The organism is Streptomyces sp. NPDC006544 (assembly GCF_040611715.1).
Classification (GTDB): Bacteria; Actinomycetota; Actinomycetes; order Streptomycetales; family Streptomycetaceae; genus Streptomyces.
The window spans coordinates 1-15,118 of sequence record NZ_JBEXOV010000139.1 but is presented as its reverse complement, the minus strand read 5'-3'; the positions used below and the strand labels follow the sequence as shown (position 1 = coordinate 15,118).

The window sequence follows — 15,118 nt, the reverse complement described above, 5'->3', positions numbered from 1 at the left end:
CCCGGGCCCCCGGCCGGGGCCGCCGCCGGGTGCGCGGCGAGGTCGGCGGCGCCCACCGAGGTGGCGGTCGCCGGAGCGCCCGCGTAAGCCTCGCGCTGGGTGCGCGGATCGCCCCGCAGCAGCTCGAAGCCGGTCCGGGTGAGGGCCTGCAAGCCCTCCTGCGCCAGTACGTAGGCCTCGCCGCCGGGACCGGTGAACAGCTGCCCGACGGTCGTCGGATGCCCGGCGAGGACCGGCCCCGGGCCGCCGCGTCCGGGGACGTCCGCCGCCGCGAGGTCGGGTCCGGCCGGCAGGGTGTTGAGGAAGGCCGCGGACACCGGGAACGGCGTGGCGGCGCCGTACCCGAGCGCGGCCGGGGCCCTGTTGGCGGTGTCCAGCCGCAACCGCTGCCCCTGCCACAGCAGGTACCGCTCTCCGTCGGGCGTGGCGACCAGTACGCCCTGCTGGTCCGTCAGCGCGGCTCCCTGGCCGGCCATCGCGACGGCGAGCGCGATCTGGGGCGCGCCCGCGCCGGCGGCGGGCGGGCGCAGTCCGCAGGCGAGCCAGCCGTCCGCCGACAGCTCGCCGGCCGCCGGCAGTCCGTCCGGGGCCCCCACGATGCCGACCGGGCCGCCGCGCGGGGCGCCCTTCAGTGACTTCTCGGCGACCTCGGTGACCACCATCTTCTCCCCGGCCAGCAGCCGCGCGCTCGACTGGTTGAGCACCGGGTGCAGCTCCCCGCCGAGGAACAGGTAGCGGGCCCCGGTCTTCTTCACCACGACCAGGGTTCCGGGCTTGCGCCAGCCGGTCGCGCCGCCGGGCGAGATCACCCCGTACAGGCCCACGACCACCGCGATGGCGATCCCGATGTACAGACCCGTCCTGACACCGCGGTTGGTACGGCCGGTCGGCGTGTCCGGTGCGTCGGGCTCGGCCCGCAGCATTCCGGCGCCGAGCCGGCCCACCACGAACAGGTGGGCCTGGACCTGGTCGCGCCTGGACTGCATTCCCACTCCTCTTCAAGAAGGCTTCGTATGTCAATTGCGTGGGTCGGGCAACGGGCGTGGCGCATCGGACGGCGTACGGCGTCCGGCGGCGCCGCCGTGCGCGCCCACGGGGTGCGACGGGCGGTCAGCCGCCGATCGCGCGGACCAGCTGGAAGACCCCGGCGACGGTCAGTGCCAGCGGCAGCAGGCTCAGCGCCGCGAGACTGTGCAGGAGATCGGCGATCCGCCCCCAGTACGGCAGCAGCCGTCGGCCCGGCACCGTCCACGACACGACGGCGGCCACACCGGCCAGCGCCACCAGCGCCGTGAGCAGCATCGGCCGTTCACCGGGAGCGAGACCGGCCGCGAAGCCACCGGTCAGCAGGACCAGGCCGTAGACGGCGGGCAGCAGCAGCGCCAAGCGCTGCGGCACGCTGCCGACCGTACGGGCGTGCAGGGCCAGCAGCGCCGAGAGGGCGGCCGTCAGGGCCGCGGAGGCCCAGCCGTCCTGGCTCGCGATCAGGGTGAGACAGCCGGCGCAGGCGGCGCCGACCACCACGTGGAAGGCCGTGAGATAGCCGTCGGCCACGGCACTGCGGGCCAGTACGTCGGCGGCGGGGAACGGTTCGATGTTCTCCTGGAGTTCCTCGGCGTTGCGGGGGAGCGCGGGCAGACGCAGCCCCGACATCCGGAACGAGAGACTGGGAGCGAAGGCGCCGACCACGACGACCAGCACCGCGACCAGGGAGGCGGTGTGCCCGAGCGGCAGCCCGGCCAGGGCGATCGTCCCGGCGGCCATGCCGAGGGCCGCCGTCAGCGACAGCCCGAGGAACAGCGGGGCCGCGCAGGCCACCGCCGCGAGCGCCAGTACGGCGCCGCCCGCGGCCGCGGAGCTCCCGGCCAGCACCCGGGCCGCCGTGGCATCGCCGGCGCCGTCGGGCAGCAGCGCTCCGGCGAGCGCCAGGTAGGGCACGGCCGCGGCTCCCAGCGCGGTTCCCGCCCCGGCGTCGCCCACCGCCCGCGAGGCGCTGCCCGCGCAGAGCAGCAGGAGCACGCCGGTCACGGCCGCGGCCGTGATCCGCGGCTGGTCCGGGCCGGGCAGGGCCAGCAGGACGATGCCTCCGGCCAGCGCGAGGAGGGCCACGGCGAGCGCCAGGTGGTGGGTCATCGCGGGCCGCCAGGAATCGCCGCGCTCGCGCAGCCCGGTCGCGATGCCGTCCACCAGGTCGTCGAAGTGGACGAGCGGCATCGTGTCCCGGCGGTGGCGCAGCTGGAGCTCCTCACCGTCCTTGAGCCCGAGCGCCTCGGCGGACAGCTCCTCGTCGAGCGGCTCCGCGCCCAGTCGCTGCAGTACCCAGCCGCCCGCCTCGACGGCCTCCTCGGCCAGATCCTCGCCGTCCTTGCCGGAGAACCCGACGACGGTCGGCAGCAGGTCACCCAAGGGCACGTCGGAGGGCACGGACAGCTCGACCACCTTCAGCGGCCCGCGAAACCTCAATCGGCAGAGTCCCGCCACCGTGCCACCGCTCACCGCTGCCCGTCCTTCCTCACCGGCACGTCCGCGTACCGGAATGCCGTCATGGGCGAGAACGGCCGGGACGTGGCGCCGGGTTCACCAGCCGGTGGGCCGGGTCAGCTCTCCTCGCGCAGGGCGGCCACCATCCGCCGCGTCCCGTCCTCGCCGCACCGCTCCAGCAGCAGTGCGCACCAGGACTCCGTGTCCCTCCTCTCCTCGGCGGTCCACCGCCCGGCCGACGGATGCTCCTCGACGACCAGGGCCCACGCCAGCAGCCGCAACTCGGCGAAACGGCCGGTGGACAGGGCGGACAGGGCGCGGGGGCCGACGCGTACGGACGGGGAGGGGAACGCGGACGGGGACGCGGAAGTGCAGGGGGGCGCGGACGGGGGCTCGGGCAGCAGGCCGCCGTCCGGCGTGGCGGGGAGGCCGAGTACGGCGCGCACGGCCTCGACCACGGTCGACGCCTCGGCCTCCGGTACGTCCAGGCCGGTGCCCGCCACCGGATCCGCCCCTGCCGCGGGATCCGCCCCTGCCGCGGGCGCCGTCCCGCCCGGGGGACCCGCCCCTGCCGCGGGACTCGCCCCGGGCGCGGGGTCCGCCGGCACCGTCACCGCGAGCCAGCCGCGCAGCATCCGCCGGACCGCCTCGGCGCCGGCCCCGTCCTCACCCACCGGATCCACCGGCCCCCCTGTCGCCCGGACGGGCTCCCGCGCCGTCGTCCACTGCAACGTCCCTGCCCCGGGACCCGGTTCAACGAGCTGCCGCCGGAACCGCCGACCTCCTGAACCACGGCCCGCGCCCCGCACGTTCCCCGGAGGGACGGACCGCCCGGCCGCCCGGAAGTGAGGAGCCTCCCGTTGAGCGTGGTGCTAGTCAGCCGACCGGCCCGGCGTCCCGGACCCGAAATGCCGGAGGGCGAGCTCCAGCTGCAGGAGCCCCCCGTCCTGCCGGAGAAGCAGAGCAGCGCCTCCAACATGATCACCATGGTGCCGATGGCGCTCAGCTCGCTCTCCATGGTCTTCATCTTCCTGCGCCCCAACGGCGGCATCATGACCTACGTCGCGATGGGCACCATGGTGCTCTCCGCCGTCGGCATGCTCGTCACCCAGATCATCCGCGGCAACAGCGACCGCAAGGTGCAGCTGATCGGTGAGCGGCGCGACTACCTGCGCTACCTCGGCCAGATGCGCCGGCAGGTCCGCAAGGACATCGGCAAGCAGCAGCAGGCCCTGGCCTGGCGCAACCCCGGCCCGGAGGAACTGCCGTCCCTCGTACGGACCTCCCGGCTGTGGGAACGCCGGTCCTCGCACCCCGACTTCAGCGACGTGCGCATCGCGGTCGGCGCCCAGCGGCTCGCCGTGCGCCTCGCCCCGCTCGCCACCAAACCGGTCGAGGACCTCGAACCGCTCGCCGCCCACGCCCTGCGCCGCTTCATCCACGCGTACGGAACCGTCGACGGCCAGCCCATCGCCATCCACCTGCGCGGCTTCGCCCACGTCGTGCTCCGCTGTGACCAACCCGACGGCGAGGAGCGCACCCGCGCCCTGGTCCGCTCCGTCCTCGCCCAGCTCTCCACCCTGCACGCCCCCGACGAACTGCGCATCGCGGTCGTCGCGTCCCCCGACCGGCGCGCGCACTGGGACTGGACCAAGTGGCTGCCGCACGCCCTGCACCCCCTCGAAACCGACGGCGCGGGCCCCGTACGGCTGGTCGCCGCCACCATCGGCGAGGTGGAGCAGCTGCTCGGCGACGAGTTCGCCGCCCGGCCGCCCTACGAACCCGACGCGACCCCCAGCCGCGACGAGCCGTACACCGTGATCGTGCTCGACGGCGCCCAGCTGGCCGGCCCGCACCGCGCCGCCCTCGCCGGATACCGCAACGCGACCCTGATCGACCTGGCCGGGGTGCTGGAGTGGAAGCACACCCGGGTCACACTGCGGCTGCGGATCGCCGACGGCAGCCTGGAGATGGTCGGCTCGGACCGCAACCGCAAGGACGAGGTGACCGTCCTCGGCCGCCCCGACGCCATGGCGCCCGCCGCGGCCCGCCGCCTCGCGACGCTGCTGGCCCCCTACCGGCTCGGCGACTCCGTCGACGCCGGGGAACCACTCGCCGCGGACTTCGACCTGACCTCGCTGCTCGGCATCCACGACCTGCACACCTTCGACGTCCAGCAGCAGTGGGCGCAGCGCAACCAGTCGAACAAGCTGCGGGTCCCGCTCGGCGTCGGCGCCGACGGCGCCCCCGTGGCCCTCGACATCAAGGAGTCCGCCCAGGGCGGCATGGGGCCGCACGGAATGCTCATCGGCGCCACCGGCTCCGGCAAGTCCGAACTCCTGCGGACCCTCGTCCTCGCGCTGGCCCTCACGCACTCCTCGGAGATCCTCAACTTCGTCCTCGTCGACTTCAAGGGAGGCGCCACCTTCCTCGGCCTCGACAAGCTTCCGCACACCTCGGCCGTCATCACGAACCTCGCCGACGAGGCCGCGCTCGTGGACCGCATGCGCGACGCCCTGCACGGCGAGATGATGCGCCGGCAGGAACTGCTGCGCGCGGCCGGGAACTACTCCTCCCTCCTGGAGTACGAGAGCGCGCGCGCGTCGGGCACCCCGCTCGACCCGATGCCCACCCTCTTCGTCGTCGTCGACGAGTTCTCCGAACTCCTGTCCGCGCACCGGGACTTCATGGACCTGTTCGTGATGATCGGCCGGCTCGGCCGCTCACTCGGCGTCCACCTGCTGCTCGCCTCGCAGCGCCTGGACGAGGGCCGCGTGCACGCCCTGGAATCACACCTCTCGTACCGCATCGGTCTGCGCACCTTCTCCGCGATGGAGAGCCGCGGCGTCCTGGGCGTGCCCGACGCCTACCAGCTGCCCTCCCAGCCCGGCAACGGGTTCCTGCGCAGCGACATCTCCACCCTGAGCCGCTTCAAGGCGGCGTACGTCTCCGGCACCTACAAGCCGAAGCGGAGCCCCGGCCGGCTGGCGGCCCTCACCGGCCAGGTGGTCGAGCACAGCACCGAGTACATCGCCCCGCCGCCGCTCCCCGAGGTCGAGGAGACCCCGCAGGAGGAGGCCGAGGAGACCCGGGCGCTGCTCGACATCGCCACGCAGCGTCTGTACGACGCCGGACCGCCCGCCTACCAGGTGTGGCTGCCGCCGCTGGACGTACCGCCCACGCTCGACGAACTGCTGCCGCCGCTCGCCCCCGACCCGCGGTTCGGCCTCACCGTCGAGGGCGGTTCCGTACGCGGCACCCTGAAGATCCCGGTCGGCGTCGTCGACCGGCCCTTCCAGCAGATGCGCGACCTGCTCACGGTCGACCTGTCCGGCGCGGGCGGCCACATGGGCATCGCGGGCGCCCCGCAGAGCGGCAAGTCCACCCTGATCCGGACCGTCATGGCCGGCCTGGCCCTCACCCACACCCCGGCCGAAGTGCAGTTCTACTGCCTGGACTTCGGCGGCGGCGCGCTCACCTCACTGCGTGACCTGCCCCACGTGGGCGCAGTGGCCGGCCGGCACGACCCCGAGCGGGTGAACCGGACCGTCGCCGAGATCAACGGCGTGATCACGCGCCGCGAGAAGTACTTCGCGGAGGAGGCCGTCGACTCGGTCGCCTCCTTCCGCCGCCGCAAGGCGGCCGGCGAGTTCGCCGACGACCCGTACGGCGACGTCTTCCTGGTGGTGGACGGCTGGAACACGCTCCGCCAGGAGTTCCCGGACCTGGTCCAGCAGCTCACACTGATCTCCCAGCGGGGCCTCAACTACGGCGTCCACCTGATCATCGGCACCACCCGGTGGGGCGAGGTCACCAGCGGCCTGCGCGACCAGCTCCAGACCCGGCTCGAACTGCGCCTCGGCGACCCGATCGACTCGGTCGTCAACATGCGCGCCGCCGCGAAGGTCCCGCAGATCCCCGGCCGGGGCCTGACCGGTGACGAGATGCACTTCCTCACCGCTCTGCCCCGGATGGACGGCCGCGGCACCGCCGGCGACCTCAGCGAAGGGGTGGCCGACCTCGCCGACGTGGTCGCCGACCACTGGACGGGCCCCCGCGCCCCCGCGGTCCGGATGCTGCCCCTGCTCCTCGAAGCCGCCGAACTCCCGGCCCCGCGCGGGGCGTTGCAGATCCCCCTCGGCCTGGAGGACCAGCAGATCCAGCCGCTCTGGCACGACTTCGAGCAGGATCCGCACCTGATCGTGGTCGGCGACAGCGAGTCCGGCAAGACGAACCTCCTGAAGCTGATCACCACGCAGATCATGAGCGCCTACACCCCGGCCCAGGCCCGCATCATGCTGGTCGACTTCCGGCGCGAACTCTACGAGACCGTCCCGGAATCCCACCGGCTCGGCTACGCCGTGGCGGCCGACGCGTTGCGGCAGATGGTCGACGGGGCCGCCAAGGCGATGGTCAACCGGGTGCCGTCGGCGGACATCACGCCGAGCCGACTGCGCCTGCGGGACTGGTGGCAGGGGCCCGAACTGTTCGTCGTCGTCGACGACTACGAACTCATCGGCAGCTCGGGAACCCATCCCTTCACGCCGCTGCTCGAACACCTCGCCCAGGGCGCGGAGATCGGCCTGCACCTCATCATCGCCCGCTCGGCCAACAACGCCGGACGCGGACTGGTCGACCCGCTCCTGCGCAAGCTCCAAGAGGTCAACACCCCGGCGCTGCTGCTGTCCTGCCCGCCCTCCGAGGGCATCCTCTTCGGCAACGTCAAACCCAAGGTGCTCCCGGTCGGACGGGGCCTGCACATCACGCGCCGCCGCACGGTCCAGGTCCAGACGGGCTTGTACGCGGGCGAGCGCGGCGGCGAGGGGGAGGGTGACGGCGGTGACGGTGGCCAGGAAGGTGACGGTGGCCACGGCGGTGACGGCAGGGCGACGTGAGCGGGGACGGACCGGCAGAACGGACAGGATCGATGAACACAGGCACGCCCGAACCCGTCACCGCGGCGCCGTCCGGCCACCACGGCCCCGAACTACGTCCCCTCGGGGCGCACTTCGTCATCGCCCCCGCCGGAGCGGACGACACGCCGTTGGCATCGGCCCTGGCCGGGCTGTGTCCGGACCCCGATGCCCTGCTCGTACTCGCCGCCGCGGCCGACGCCGCGCCGGTGCTGCGCGCCTCGCTGGCGCGGCTTGCCGGCCTGGCACGTGAGCGCGGAGCCCAGGCCCTCGTCCTCGCCGCCTCGGGCCTGGCGGCGCCCGGACCGGACGGCCGCCGTCCCGCCGACGCGGTCGCCCGCACCGCCGGACTGCCTGTCATCGCACCCGACGGGCTGGTGTCGGTCGAGGCCGACGGCAGGCTGCGGGTGACGGCGCCGGGGAACACGGCTCCGGGCTCGTGGTGGCTGGTCGAGCCCGCGGAGCGGCCCGACCGGAACCTCGGGCCTACGTGGCCGTCGGACGCGGAGTCGCGGGCGAGCGCGGGGGAGCCGGCGCATGGGGAGCCGGCGCATGGGGGGCATGGGCAGGAGTCGGGCGAGGTGGGCGGGGAGCGGCCGGTGCCTGCGGATCCGCAGGCCGAGCCGATCAACCAGGGGTTCTGGCTGGCCGCGCCCGGCCGCCCCGACGGGGCGGGAGCGCTGGCCGCCGCCGACCCCGGGACGCTGATCCTCGGCGTCGGCTCCCCGCGGGATCCGCACCTGTCCGCGGCCGAACTGGTGCGCCGGGTCGCCGCGCTCGGCCTGGCCCCTGCGGGGCTGCTGCTCTGCGCTCCTTGGGCCCCTCCCGCCGCGCTGGCCGACATGGCCGCCGCGCTGGCCGGCCACTTCGGCCAGGACGTGCGGGCCGCCGTCGGCCTGCCCGTCCGGGGCGCGGAGCACAGCACCACCGCCTTCCTCGACGCGGAGGGCCGCCCCACCTGGGAGCCCGTCCTCGCCGAACTCACGGCCTCGCCGTCGCACGGCCGCGTCGTCGCCTCCGGGTGGCACGCGGTCCACCCGCTGCACGCCGCGGGCCCCGCGCTGTTCGCCGCCTGGGACGGCTGGGTGCTGGAGGCCGTCCCCGCCGGGCTCTGGCTGCGGCCCGAAGCGGAACCGCAGGACGTCGTACCCCGCATGCGTCCGGCCTCGTACGACCGTCCCGTCCTCATCGTCGGCGAAGGCCGCCGGCCCCTCGGCGCCGAGGTCTGGGACCACCTCGAGCCGGTCCTGGCCGCCCTGCCGTCCCCGCTGGGCGGCGGCCCCTACGGTCTGGTCCTGGCCGGCACCTGCGACGGCGATGCGGAGGCCGTGGGACGTTTCCTGTGCCGCCGTCACCCGGTGGAATGGCTCGGTCCGGAGCCGCCGGCAGCAGAAGGGCCCACCTTGAGCGGCGGCGCCCGGACCACCGCCCCCACAAGGCCCGGTCGGTCCGCCCCTGTGGGACCTACGCCTTCCGACCCCGTCGGCCCTGCGTCTTGCGACCCCGTGGGTCCCGTGGCTTCCGACCCTGTCGGCCCCGCGCCCTCTGCTTCTTCCGCGCCCGGGACCTCCGGTTCTGTGGGGCCTGAGCTGTCTGGTGCGGGCAGGCCTGTGGGTTCCGGCCCTGACGATCCCTTGGACCCCCGTCCTGCCGATCCGCCGGCCCCCGGCTCGGCAACACGGCCCACCGGTCCGGTTGCTCCTGCGCCTCCCGGCCCCGCGAGCCCGCCGTCACCCGGGCAGGTCCCCCCCGACTCCGGGGGCGCTACAGGCTCGTCGGCCCTCGCGGCGTCAGCCGCAGCTGCGGCCATGCCCGTGGCCGTGCCGCGAGCGACGCCCGTCTCGGCAGTCGCTCCGGCCCTGCCGCTGGACTCCGCCCCGGGGTCGGCGCCCGCCCCGGCCCCGCGCACCGTTCCACCAGTTACTCGGGAGCCGGCACCGGCCCAGGAGCCGGAACGGCCACCGGCCCGAGGATTGGCACCCCACCAGGCAGTGGCACCGGCCCCCGCCCTCGCATCGGCACCGTCCATGGACCCGGCATCGGGACTGCCACCGGCCGGGGCAGGGGCACCGGCCCGGGCCCCAGCACCGGCATCGGGCCACGCACCGGCCCAGGCCCCCGCACCAACCCAGCCCCAGGCCCCCGCACCGGCACCCGCACAGGGTTCTGCGCAGGCAGCCGGACCCGCACCGGTTGCGGCGCCCGAGCACGGAGCGGCTTCGGGTCCGGCGGGAGGGCCGGTGTCCGGGCCCCTGGCCGCAGCCGCTCCGGTGCCTGCCCCCGCTCCGGCGAGCGCGCCCGTACCGGCACCGGTACCGCCACCTGCGCCCGCAGCGGATCCCGGTCCGGCAGCGGCAACGGCAGCGGCAGCGGCGCAATCCGCGCCCCCGGCGGCAGCCCCGGCGGCCTCCGCGCGGGACCGGGACGGCCTGAGGGAGCTCCTCGGGCAGCGGTACCACCTCGTCGCCAGCAAGGCCGAGTTGGTGGCGGCCAAACTTCCGGGCTTGAGGTCCTCGCAGCGCGAGGACCTCAAGCCGGATCTGGTCGCCGTACTCCTGCACCAGGCCGACAGCGGCGGTCCCGCCGGCCGCGCGGAGCTGGTGGCCGAGGCCCGGGCCGGGGGGCAGGGGCCGCTCGGCCCGTATCTGCGGTGCCTCGGCTCGGGGCTGCGCAGACTGCCGAGCCATCACGGGGCGGTCCTCGTCGGCGCGCCGGCGCAGGGGACCGCGCTCGACGCCTACCGCACCGGCAGCCTCGTGGCGGAGCCCGCCCCGGTCGCCGGAGTCCTGGCGCACGACGTGGACCTCGGGACTCCCGTGGAGTTCGGGATCTGGTCGGCCACCGGGCGCCGCACCGCGGCCTTCGCCCCGGCCGCCGCCGAGCCCGAGGTCGTCTTCGCCCCGGGGTCCCGCTACTCGGTGCTCGCGGTACTCCCCGGCGACGAGGACACCGCCCTGCCCGCCCGGGTGCTGCTGCGCGAGGTCTCCTTCGCTGAGACGGAGGCCGGGGCCGCCGGCGATCGGGACCGCCAGGCCCGGGCCCGGCTGACCGCCTGGTTCGAGCGTCGGGACCGGGTCCCGCCCGAGGAGCGCCGTACCGTCGAGGCGGAACGCTTCCGGCTCGACGGGGGAGTGGCGGGTGCCGACGGGGAAGTGGCCGCCGCCACCGCCTGAGTCACACCCCGGGCGGCGCCGGTGTGTCGGGCCGTGTGAAGTCCTCGGCGACCAGCGACGCCAGCTCGAGATGGGCCGCCCGCGTCCTGCGGCGCAGCGCGCCGGGATTCAACTCGCCTCCGGCGGCGAGGTGCGCGTCGTACGGAACGACCACCACCCCGCGGCAGCGGGTCCGGAAGTGGGCGACCACCTCGTCCGGGCGCAGCAGCCGCCCGGTGCCCCGGACCCCGGAGAGCACGACGACGGTGCGGCGCGCCTGCTCCTGGAAGCCGTGCGCCTCCAGCCAGCTGAGCGCCGTACTCGCGCCGCCGGCGCCCTCCACGCTGGGCGTGGCGACGAGGACCAGCTGGTGGGCTAGTTCGACCACTCCGGGCAGCGGGCTGTTCGCCAGGGCGGGGCCGCTGTCGGTGAGGACGAGCGGGTACTGGCCGCCCAGCAGCCGCATGACCCGGCGGTACTCGTGGTCGTCGAGGGCGCGCCCGTCGGCCGCCCGTTCGGCGCCGTCGGCCAGCACCTCCAGCCCGCCCGGCATCCGTGAGGTGAACCCGCGGATGTCGGCGTACGTCTCCAGCCGCGCCAGTTCGGTGACCAGACCGCGTACGGTCGCCTGGGTCTCCCGCGCGACCCGGCGGCCCAGGGTGCCGGACTCGGGGTCGGCGTCCACCGCGATGACCCGGTCGGCGCGTTCCGCGGCGAGCAGGGACCCCAGTACGGCTGCGGTGGTCGTCCTGCCGGCGCCTGGCGTGAGGCCGATCACGGCGATCCGGTGGCAGCGACGGAGCGGGGTGGTGCGTACGGTCCGCAGCCGGTCCTCGTCGTCCCGTGGGCCGAGGAGTCCGTTGAACCTCCGCAGGCTGGCGCGCCGGCTGCGGACCAGCCGCCCGGAGGACAGCTCGACCCCGGCGGCGGCGCCGAGAACGGGCAGGGAGGCGTCCGGTGCGCCGGCAGAGGCGGCAGGGGCGGTCGCAACAGCCGTGGCAGCCGCAGCCGCAGCAGCCGCGCCGGTCATGACCGGCGCGACGTGAGGGCCGGCCCCGGCCGGCGCGGCCCCGGAGACCGCCGCGACCGACGGCAGGACAGCGGTCGCCGCCGCTGCCGCCGTCGTTCCAGCCGTCGTTGCCGCCCTCTCCGTCGTCCGCGCCACCGTGCCGTACCCGGGTGCGAGCCCCCACCCCGGATCGTCCTCCCCGCCCAGCCGACGCAGCCGGGAGCACGCAGCGACCCCGTCCACCCCTCGGCTCTCCTCGCCCCAGGCCACCACAGCGTCCTCCGTTCAGCGCCGTCGCGCCGACGGCGACGAGTACCCGGAGGAACGGGCGCGCCGGTCCGGCAGGTTCAAGGGAGTCCGCCGAGGTCGGGTGGGACGGGGGTGCTCGAGGTCGGGTGGGACGGGGGTGCTCGAGGTCGGGTGGGACGGGGGTGCTCGGGGCGCCGTCCGGGACTCGTAGGATTGCCGTTCTGTAGTGCGAAATTCCGGGCCTGACCAGCCCGGCCGTGCCTCGGGACCGGCCTCCGCGCCGGCCGGCAGGGCGGGACGGCGCGAGACGAGGGGGGACCCCGATGGAGTTCCGATTGCTCGGTGGGGTGTGCGCGACCACCGGGGAGGGCGAACTGCCGCTGGGGCCCGCCAAGCGGCGCAGCGTGCTCGCCCTGCTGCTGCTCAGGGCCAACTCGGCCGTACCCATGGACCAGTTGATCGACGCCCTCTGGGACGAAGAGCCGCCCGCCCATGCCCGTACGGTCATCCAGGGCCACGTCTCCCGGCTGCGGGCGCTGCTCACCGGAGCCGACGAGTTCGGGGTGAACTTGGTCACCCAGGGGCCGTCGTACGTGTTCGAGATGCCGAAACAACGGCTCGACGTGCACCGCTTCGAGGAACTGGTTCGGCTGGGCAAACACCGGGAGCGGCCCGCCGAGGCGGTCGCCACGCTGCGCGAGGCACTCGCCCTGTGGCGGGGTCCCGCGCTGACCGGCACGGTCCCGAGCGCCGCGCTGACCGCTGCCGCGCACGCCCTGGAGGAGATCCGGCTGGTCGCGGTCGAGGATCTGGCGGAGGCCTACGGGCGGCTCGGCGACCGCGCCGGAGCGGCCGCCGTGCTGCGGGCCGAGGCGGTGGCCCACCCCTTGCGCGAGTCCCTGGCGGCCTCGCTGATGCTCGCGCTGTACCAGGCGGGCCGGCAGTCCGACGCCCTCGACTGGTACCACCGCACGCGCGGCCTGCTCGCCGAGGAACTCGGCGTCGACCCGGGCCCGGGACTGCGCGGAGCCTACGAGGCGATCCTGCGCGGGGAGCCCGTGGGCCAGCCGTCCACCCACAGGGTCACCCTCGTCCGCGCGGACCGCGCCGGCACGGCAGCCCTCGTCCGCACGCCCCCGGCCCCCGCCCCCGTCCTTGCCCCCACCCCGGCGCCCACGGCGACGGCCGACCGGGCGGACCGGGCGGACCGGGCGGACCGGAGGGACCGGACGGACGGGGCCGATGGGACGGACCGGACGGACCGGGCCGGCCAGGACCACCCGGCGGACGGCCCCCGCGCCGCCTCCGTACGGCACATCCCGTCCGCGTCCGAGGGCCCCGTCCCGCGACTGCTGCCGCGCGGTGTACGCGGCTTCCTCGGCCGCGACGCGGAACTGCTGGAAATCGGCCGCATCGTCCGGGACGGCGCCATCGCGCTCGTCATCGGCCCCGCCGGGGTCGGCAAGACCGCCCTCGCGCTCCAATGGGCGTACGCGGGCCAGGCCCGCTACCCGGACGGTACGCTCTTCGCCGACCTGCGCGGCTTCGGCGGCGCTCCCGTCGAACCGGTCGAGATCGTCAGGGAGTTCCTGCTGGCGCTCGGGGTGCCCGCGCGCCGGATGCCCGAGTCCGCGGCCGCCGCCTTCGCCCTGTACCGCACGCTCACCGAGGAACGGGAACTCCTCGTCGTCCTCGACAACGCCCGCAAGGCGGAACAGGTCCGCTCGCTGCTGCCCACCGGGCCCGGCTCGGCCGTCCTCGTCACCTCGCGCCTGCGCCTCGGCGGTCTGATCGTCGAGGAGTTGGCCCGCCCCGTGCAGGTCGACGTACTCGGCCCGGCGCCGGCCACCGAACTGCTCGCCGCGGCCGTCGGCGCCGACCGGGTCGCGGCCGAACCGGCCGCAGCGGCCCAACTCGCCCGGCTCTGCGACGGACTGCCACTGGCGCTGCGCATCACGGCCGCACAGCTGGCGGCCCGGCCGCGCTGGCGGCTCGCCGACCTGGCCTCCGAACTGGCCAACGAACAGCGCCGGCTGGCCCTGCTCTCGCTGGACGACTGCGAGGACGCGGGCGTCGCCGCCGCGCTGCGGCTCACGGTGCAGGGACTGCCGTGCGAGGCGCTGCGGCTCTTCTCCCAGCTCGGCGCGGTGCCCGGGACCGACCTGGACCGGCACGCCGCCTCCGCGCTCCTCGACAGCGGCCCCGCCGTGGCCGCCGAGGCCCTCGACCGGCTCGCGGGCGCGCACCTGATCACCGAGTACGCGCCCGGCCGCTACTCCCTGCACGACCTGGTCCGCCTCTACGCGCGCGGGCTGCACGCCGACGAGGGCGCGCTGCTGCGGCTGCTCGATTCCTATACCGTCACCGCGCTGGCGGCGTCCGCGGCCGCCGAGCCCGACGACAAGCCCTGCTGCGTACTGCCCGCCGACTTCCGTGCCCCTTACGCGGTACGGGAGTTCGCCGACCGGGACGCCGCCTTCGAGTGGTACGCGGTCGAACAGGACAACCTGGCCGCGGCGGTGACCGCGGCGGTGGCCGCGGGCCACGAGGACCGGGCCTGGCGGCTGGCCGTCCTGCAATGGCCGCACGTCGTGTGGCACATCCACGACGGCTGGGCCCCGATGCTCCGCCACGCCCTGGAGGCGTCGAGGCGGCTCGACGACCCCGATGCCGAGTCCCGGGTCCGGGCGCTCCTCGGCTGGGTGCTGACCCGTGAGGGACGGCTGTCCGAGGCGCTCGTCGAACTGGAGATCGCACCCGCCCTCGCCGCCCGCGCGAAGGACCCGTCGAGCGAGGCCACCGCCCTGGTCAACCTGGCCGTCGCGCTGGACCGGGGCGGGGTCACCGACGTGTCCCTCGGCCACGTCAGCCGCGCCGTGGAACTGGCCCGCGAGGCGCAGGACATCTTCACCGAGCTCCTGGCGCTGCACCACCGCACCCGGCAGCTCCTCGAGCGCGGCGACGCCGCGGCGGCGGAACGGTGCACGGCGTACGCACTGTCCCTGCGGGGCGGCGACACCCCCACCGGCCTGATCGCCGCCCGCCAGACCCTGCTCCGCCTGGGCCGCGCCGAAGCCCTGGTCGCCCTCGGAGACCGGCCCGCAGCCGAAGCCGCGATCCGCCGCGCCCTGGCCGACGCCGTACGCAACGGCTTCGGCGAGGCCGTCACCCTCGCCCGGTCACAGCTCGGAGCCCTGACAGCCGTGAGCGCCGCCGGTCACTAGGGCCTGTGTGATGTCGTGATCAGCTTCTAAGTTCTTCCCCCTGCGCGGGGTGGAATCCGGTAGGACTGTGGTCGTGACGCGTAGGCAACT

At 75.3% G+C, this 15,118-nt stretch carries 7 protein-coding genes; 3 read left to right on the top strand and 4 right to left on the bottom strand.

The features are described 5' to 3' along the window. The 3 genes from eccB to ABZY44_RS34950 all read right to left on the bottom strand — a co-directional run. A partial coding sequence (eccB, locus tag ABZY44_RS34960) for a type VII secretion protein EccB (RefSeq protein ID WP_356661075.1) occupies positions 1 to 986 on the bottom strand: 986 nt, incomplete at its 3' end. Positions 987 to 1,110: 124 nt separating this feature from the next. Next, positions 1,111 to 2,496: a type VII secretion integral membrane protein EccD gene (eccD, locus tag ABZY44_RS34955; RefSeq protein WP_356661073.1), complete on the bottom strand. Its 1,386-nt coding sequence runs from the start codon at positions 2,494 to 2,496 to the stop codon at positions 1,111 to 1,113. Between the two features lie 101 nt (positions 2,497 to 2,597). Then, positions 2,598 to 3,164 (bottom strand): hypothetical protein, encoded by a 567-nt coding sequence (locus tag ABZY44_RS34950; protein WP_356661071.1) that lies wholly within the window; start codon positions 3,162 to 3,164, stop codon positions 2,598 to 2,600. A 225-nt stretch (positions 3,165 to 3,389) separates the two neighbouring features. Between ABZY44_RS34950 and eccCa the strand changes: the two genes are divergently transcribed. Both eccCa and ABZY44_RS34940 read left to right on the top strand, forming a co-directional pair. Next, positions 3,390 to 7,376 (top strand): type VII secretion protein EccCa, encoded by a 3,987-nt coding sequence (eccCa, locus tag ABZY44_RS34945; protein ID WP_356661077.1) that lies wholly within the window; start codon positions 3,390 to 3,392, stop codon positions 7,374 to 7,376. 32 nt (positions 7,377 to 7,408) lie between these two features. Continuing rightward, positions 7,409 to 10,567, top strand: coding sequence for a hypothetical protein (locus tag ABZY44_RS34940; RefSeq protein WP_356661069.1), 3,159 nt, complete (start codon positions 7,409 to 7,411; stop codon positions 10,565 to 10,567). A gap of 1 nt (position 10,568) precedes the next feature. On the opposite strand, the gene ABZY44_RS34935 is transcribed toward ABZY44_RS34940, so the two are convergent. Next, complete coding sequence (locus ABZY44_RS34935) at positions 10,569 to 11,798, bottom strand: MinD/ParA family protein (protein WP_356661067.1); 1,230 nt, start codon at positions 11,796 to 11,798, stop codon at positions 10,569 to 10,571. Between the two features lie 329 nt (positions 11,799 to 12,127). Between ABZY44_RS34935 and ABZY44_RS34930 the strand changes: the two genes are divergently transcribed. Continuing rightward, complete coding sequence (locus ABZY44_RS34930; protein WP_356661065.1) at positions 12,128 to 15,028, top strand: BTAD domain-containing putative transcriptional regulator; 2,901 nt, start codon at positions 12,128 to 12,130, stop codon at positions 15,026 to 15,028. Positions 15,029 to 15,118 lie beyond the last annotated feature (90 nt).

What these genes read in the sequence shown, in the direction of transcription:
- eccCa (WP_356661077.1), top strand. Translation starts at nt 3,390, where the DNA reads ATGCCGGAGGGCGAGCTCCAGCTGCAGGAGCCCCCCGTCCTGCCGGAG.
- ABZY44_RS34940 (WP_356661069.1), top strand. Translation starts at nt 7,409, where the DNA reads ATGAACACAGGCACGCCCGAACCCGTCACCGCGGCGCCGTCCGGCCAC.
- ABZY44_RS34930 (WP_356661065.1), top strand. Translation starts at nt 12,128, where the DNA reads ATGGAGTTCCGATTGCTCGGTGGGGTGTGCGCGACCACCGGGGAGGGC.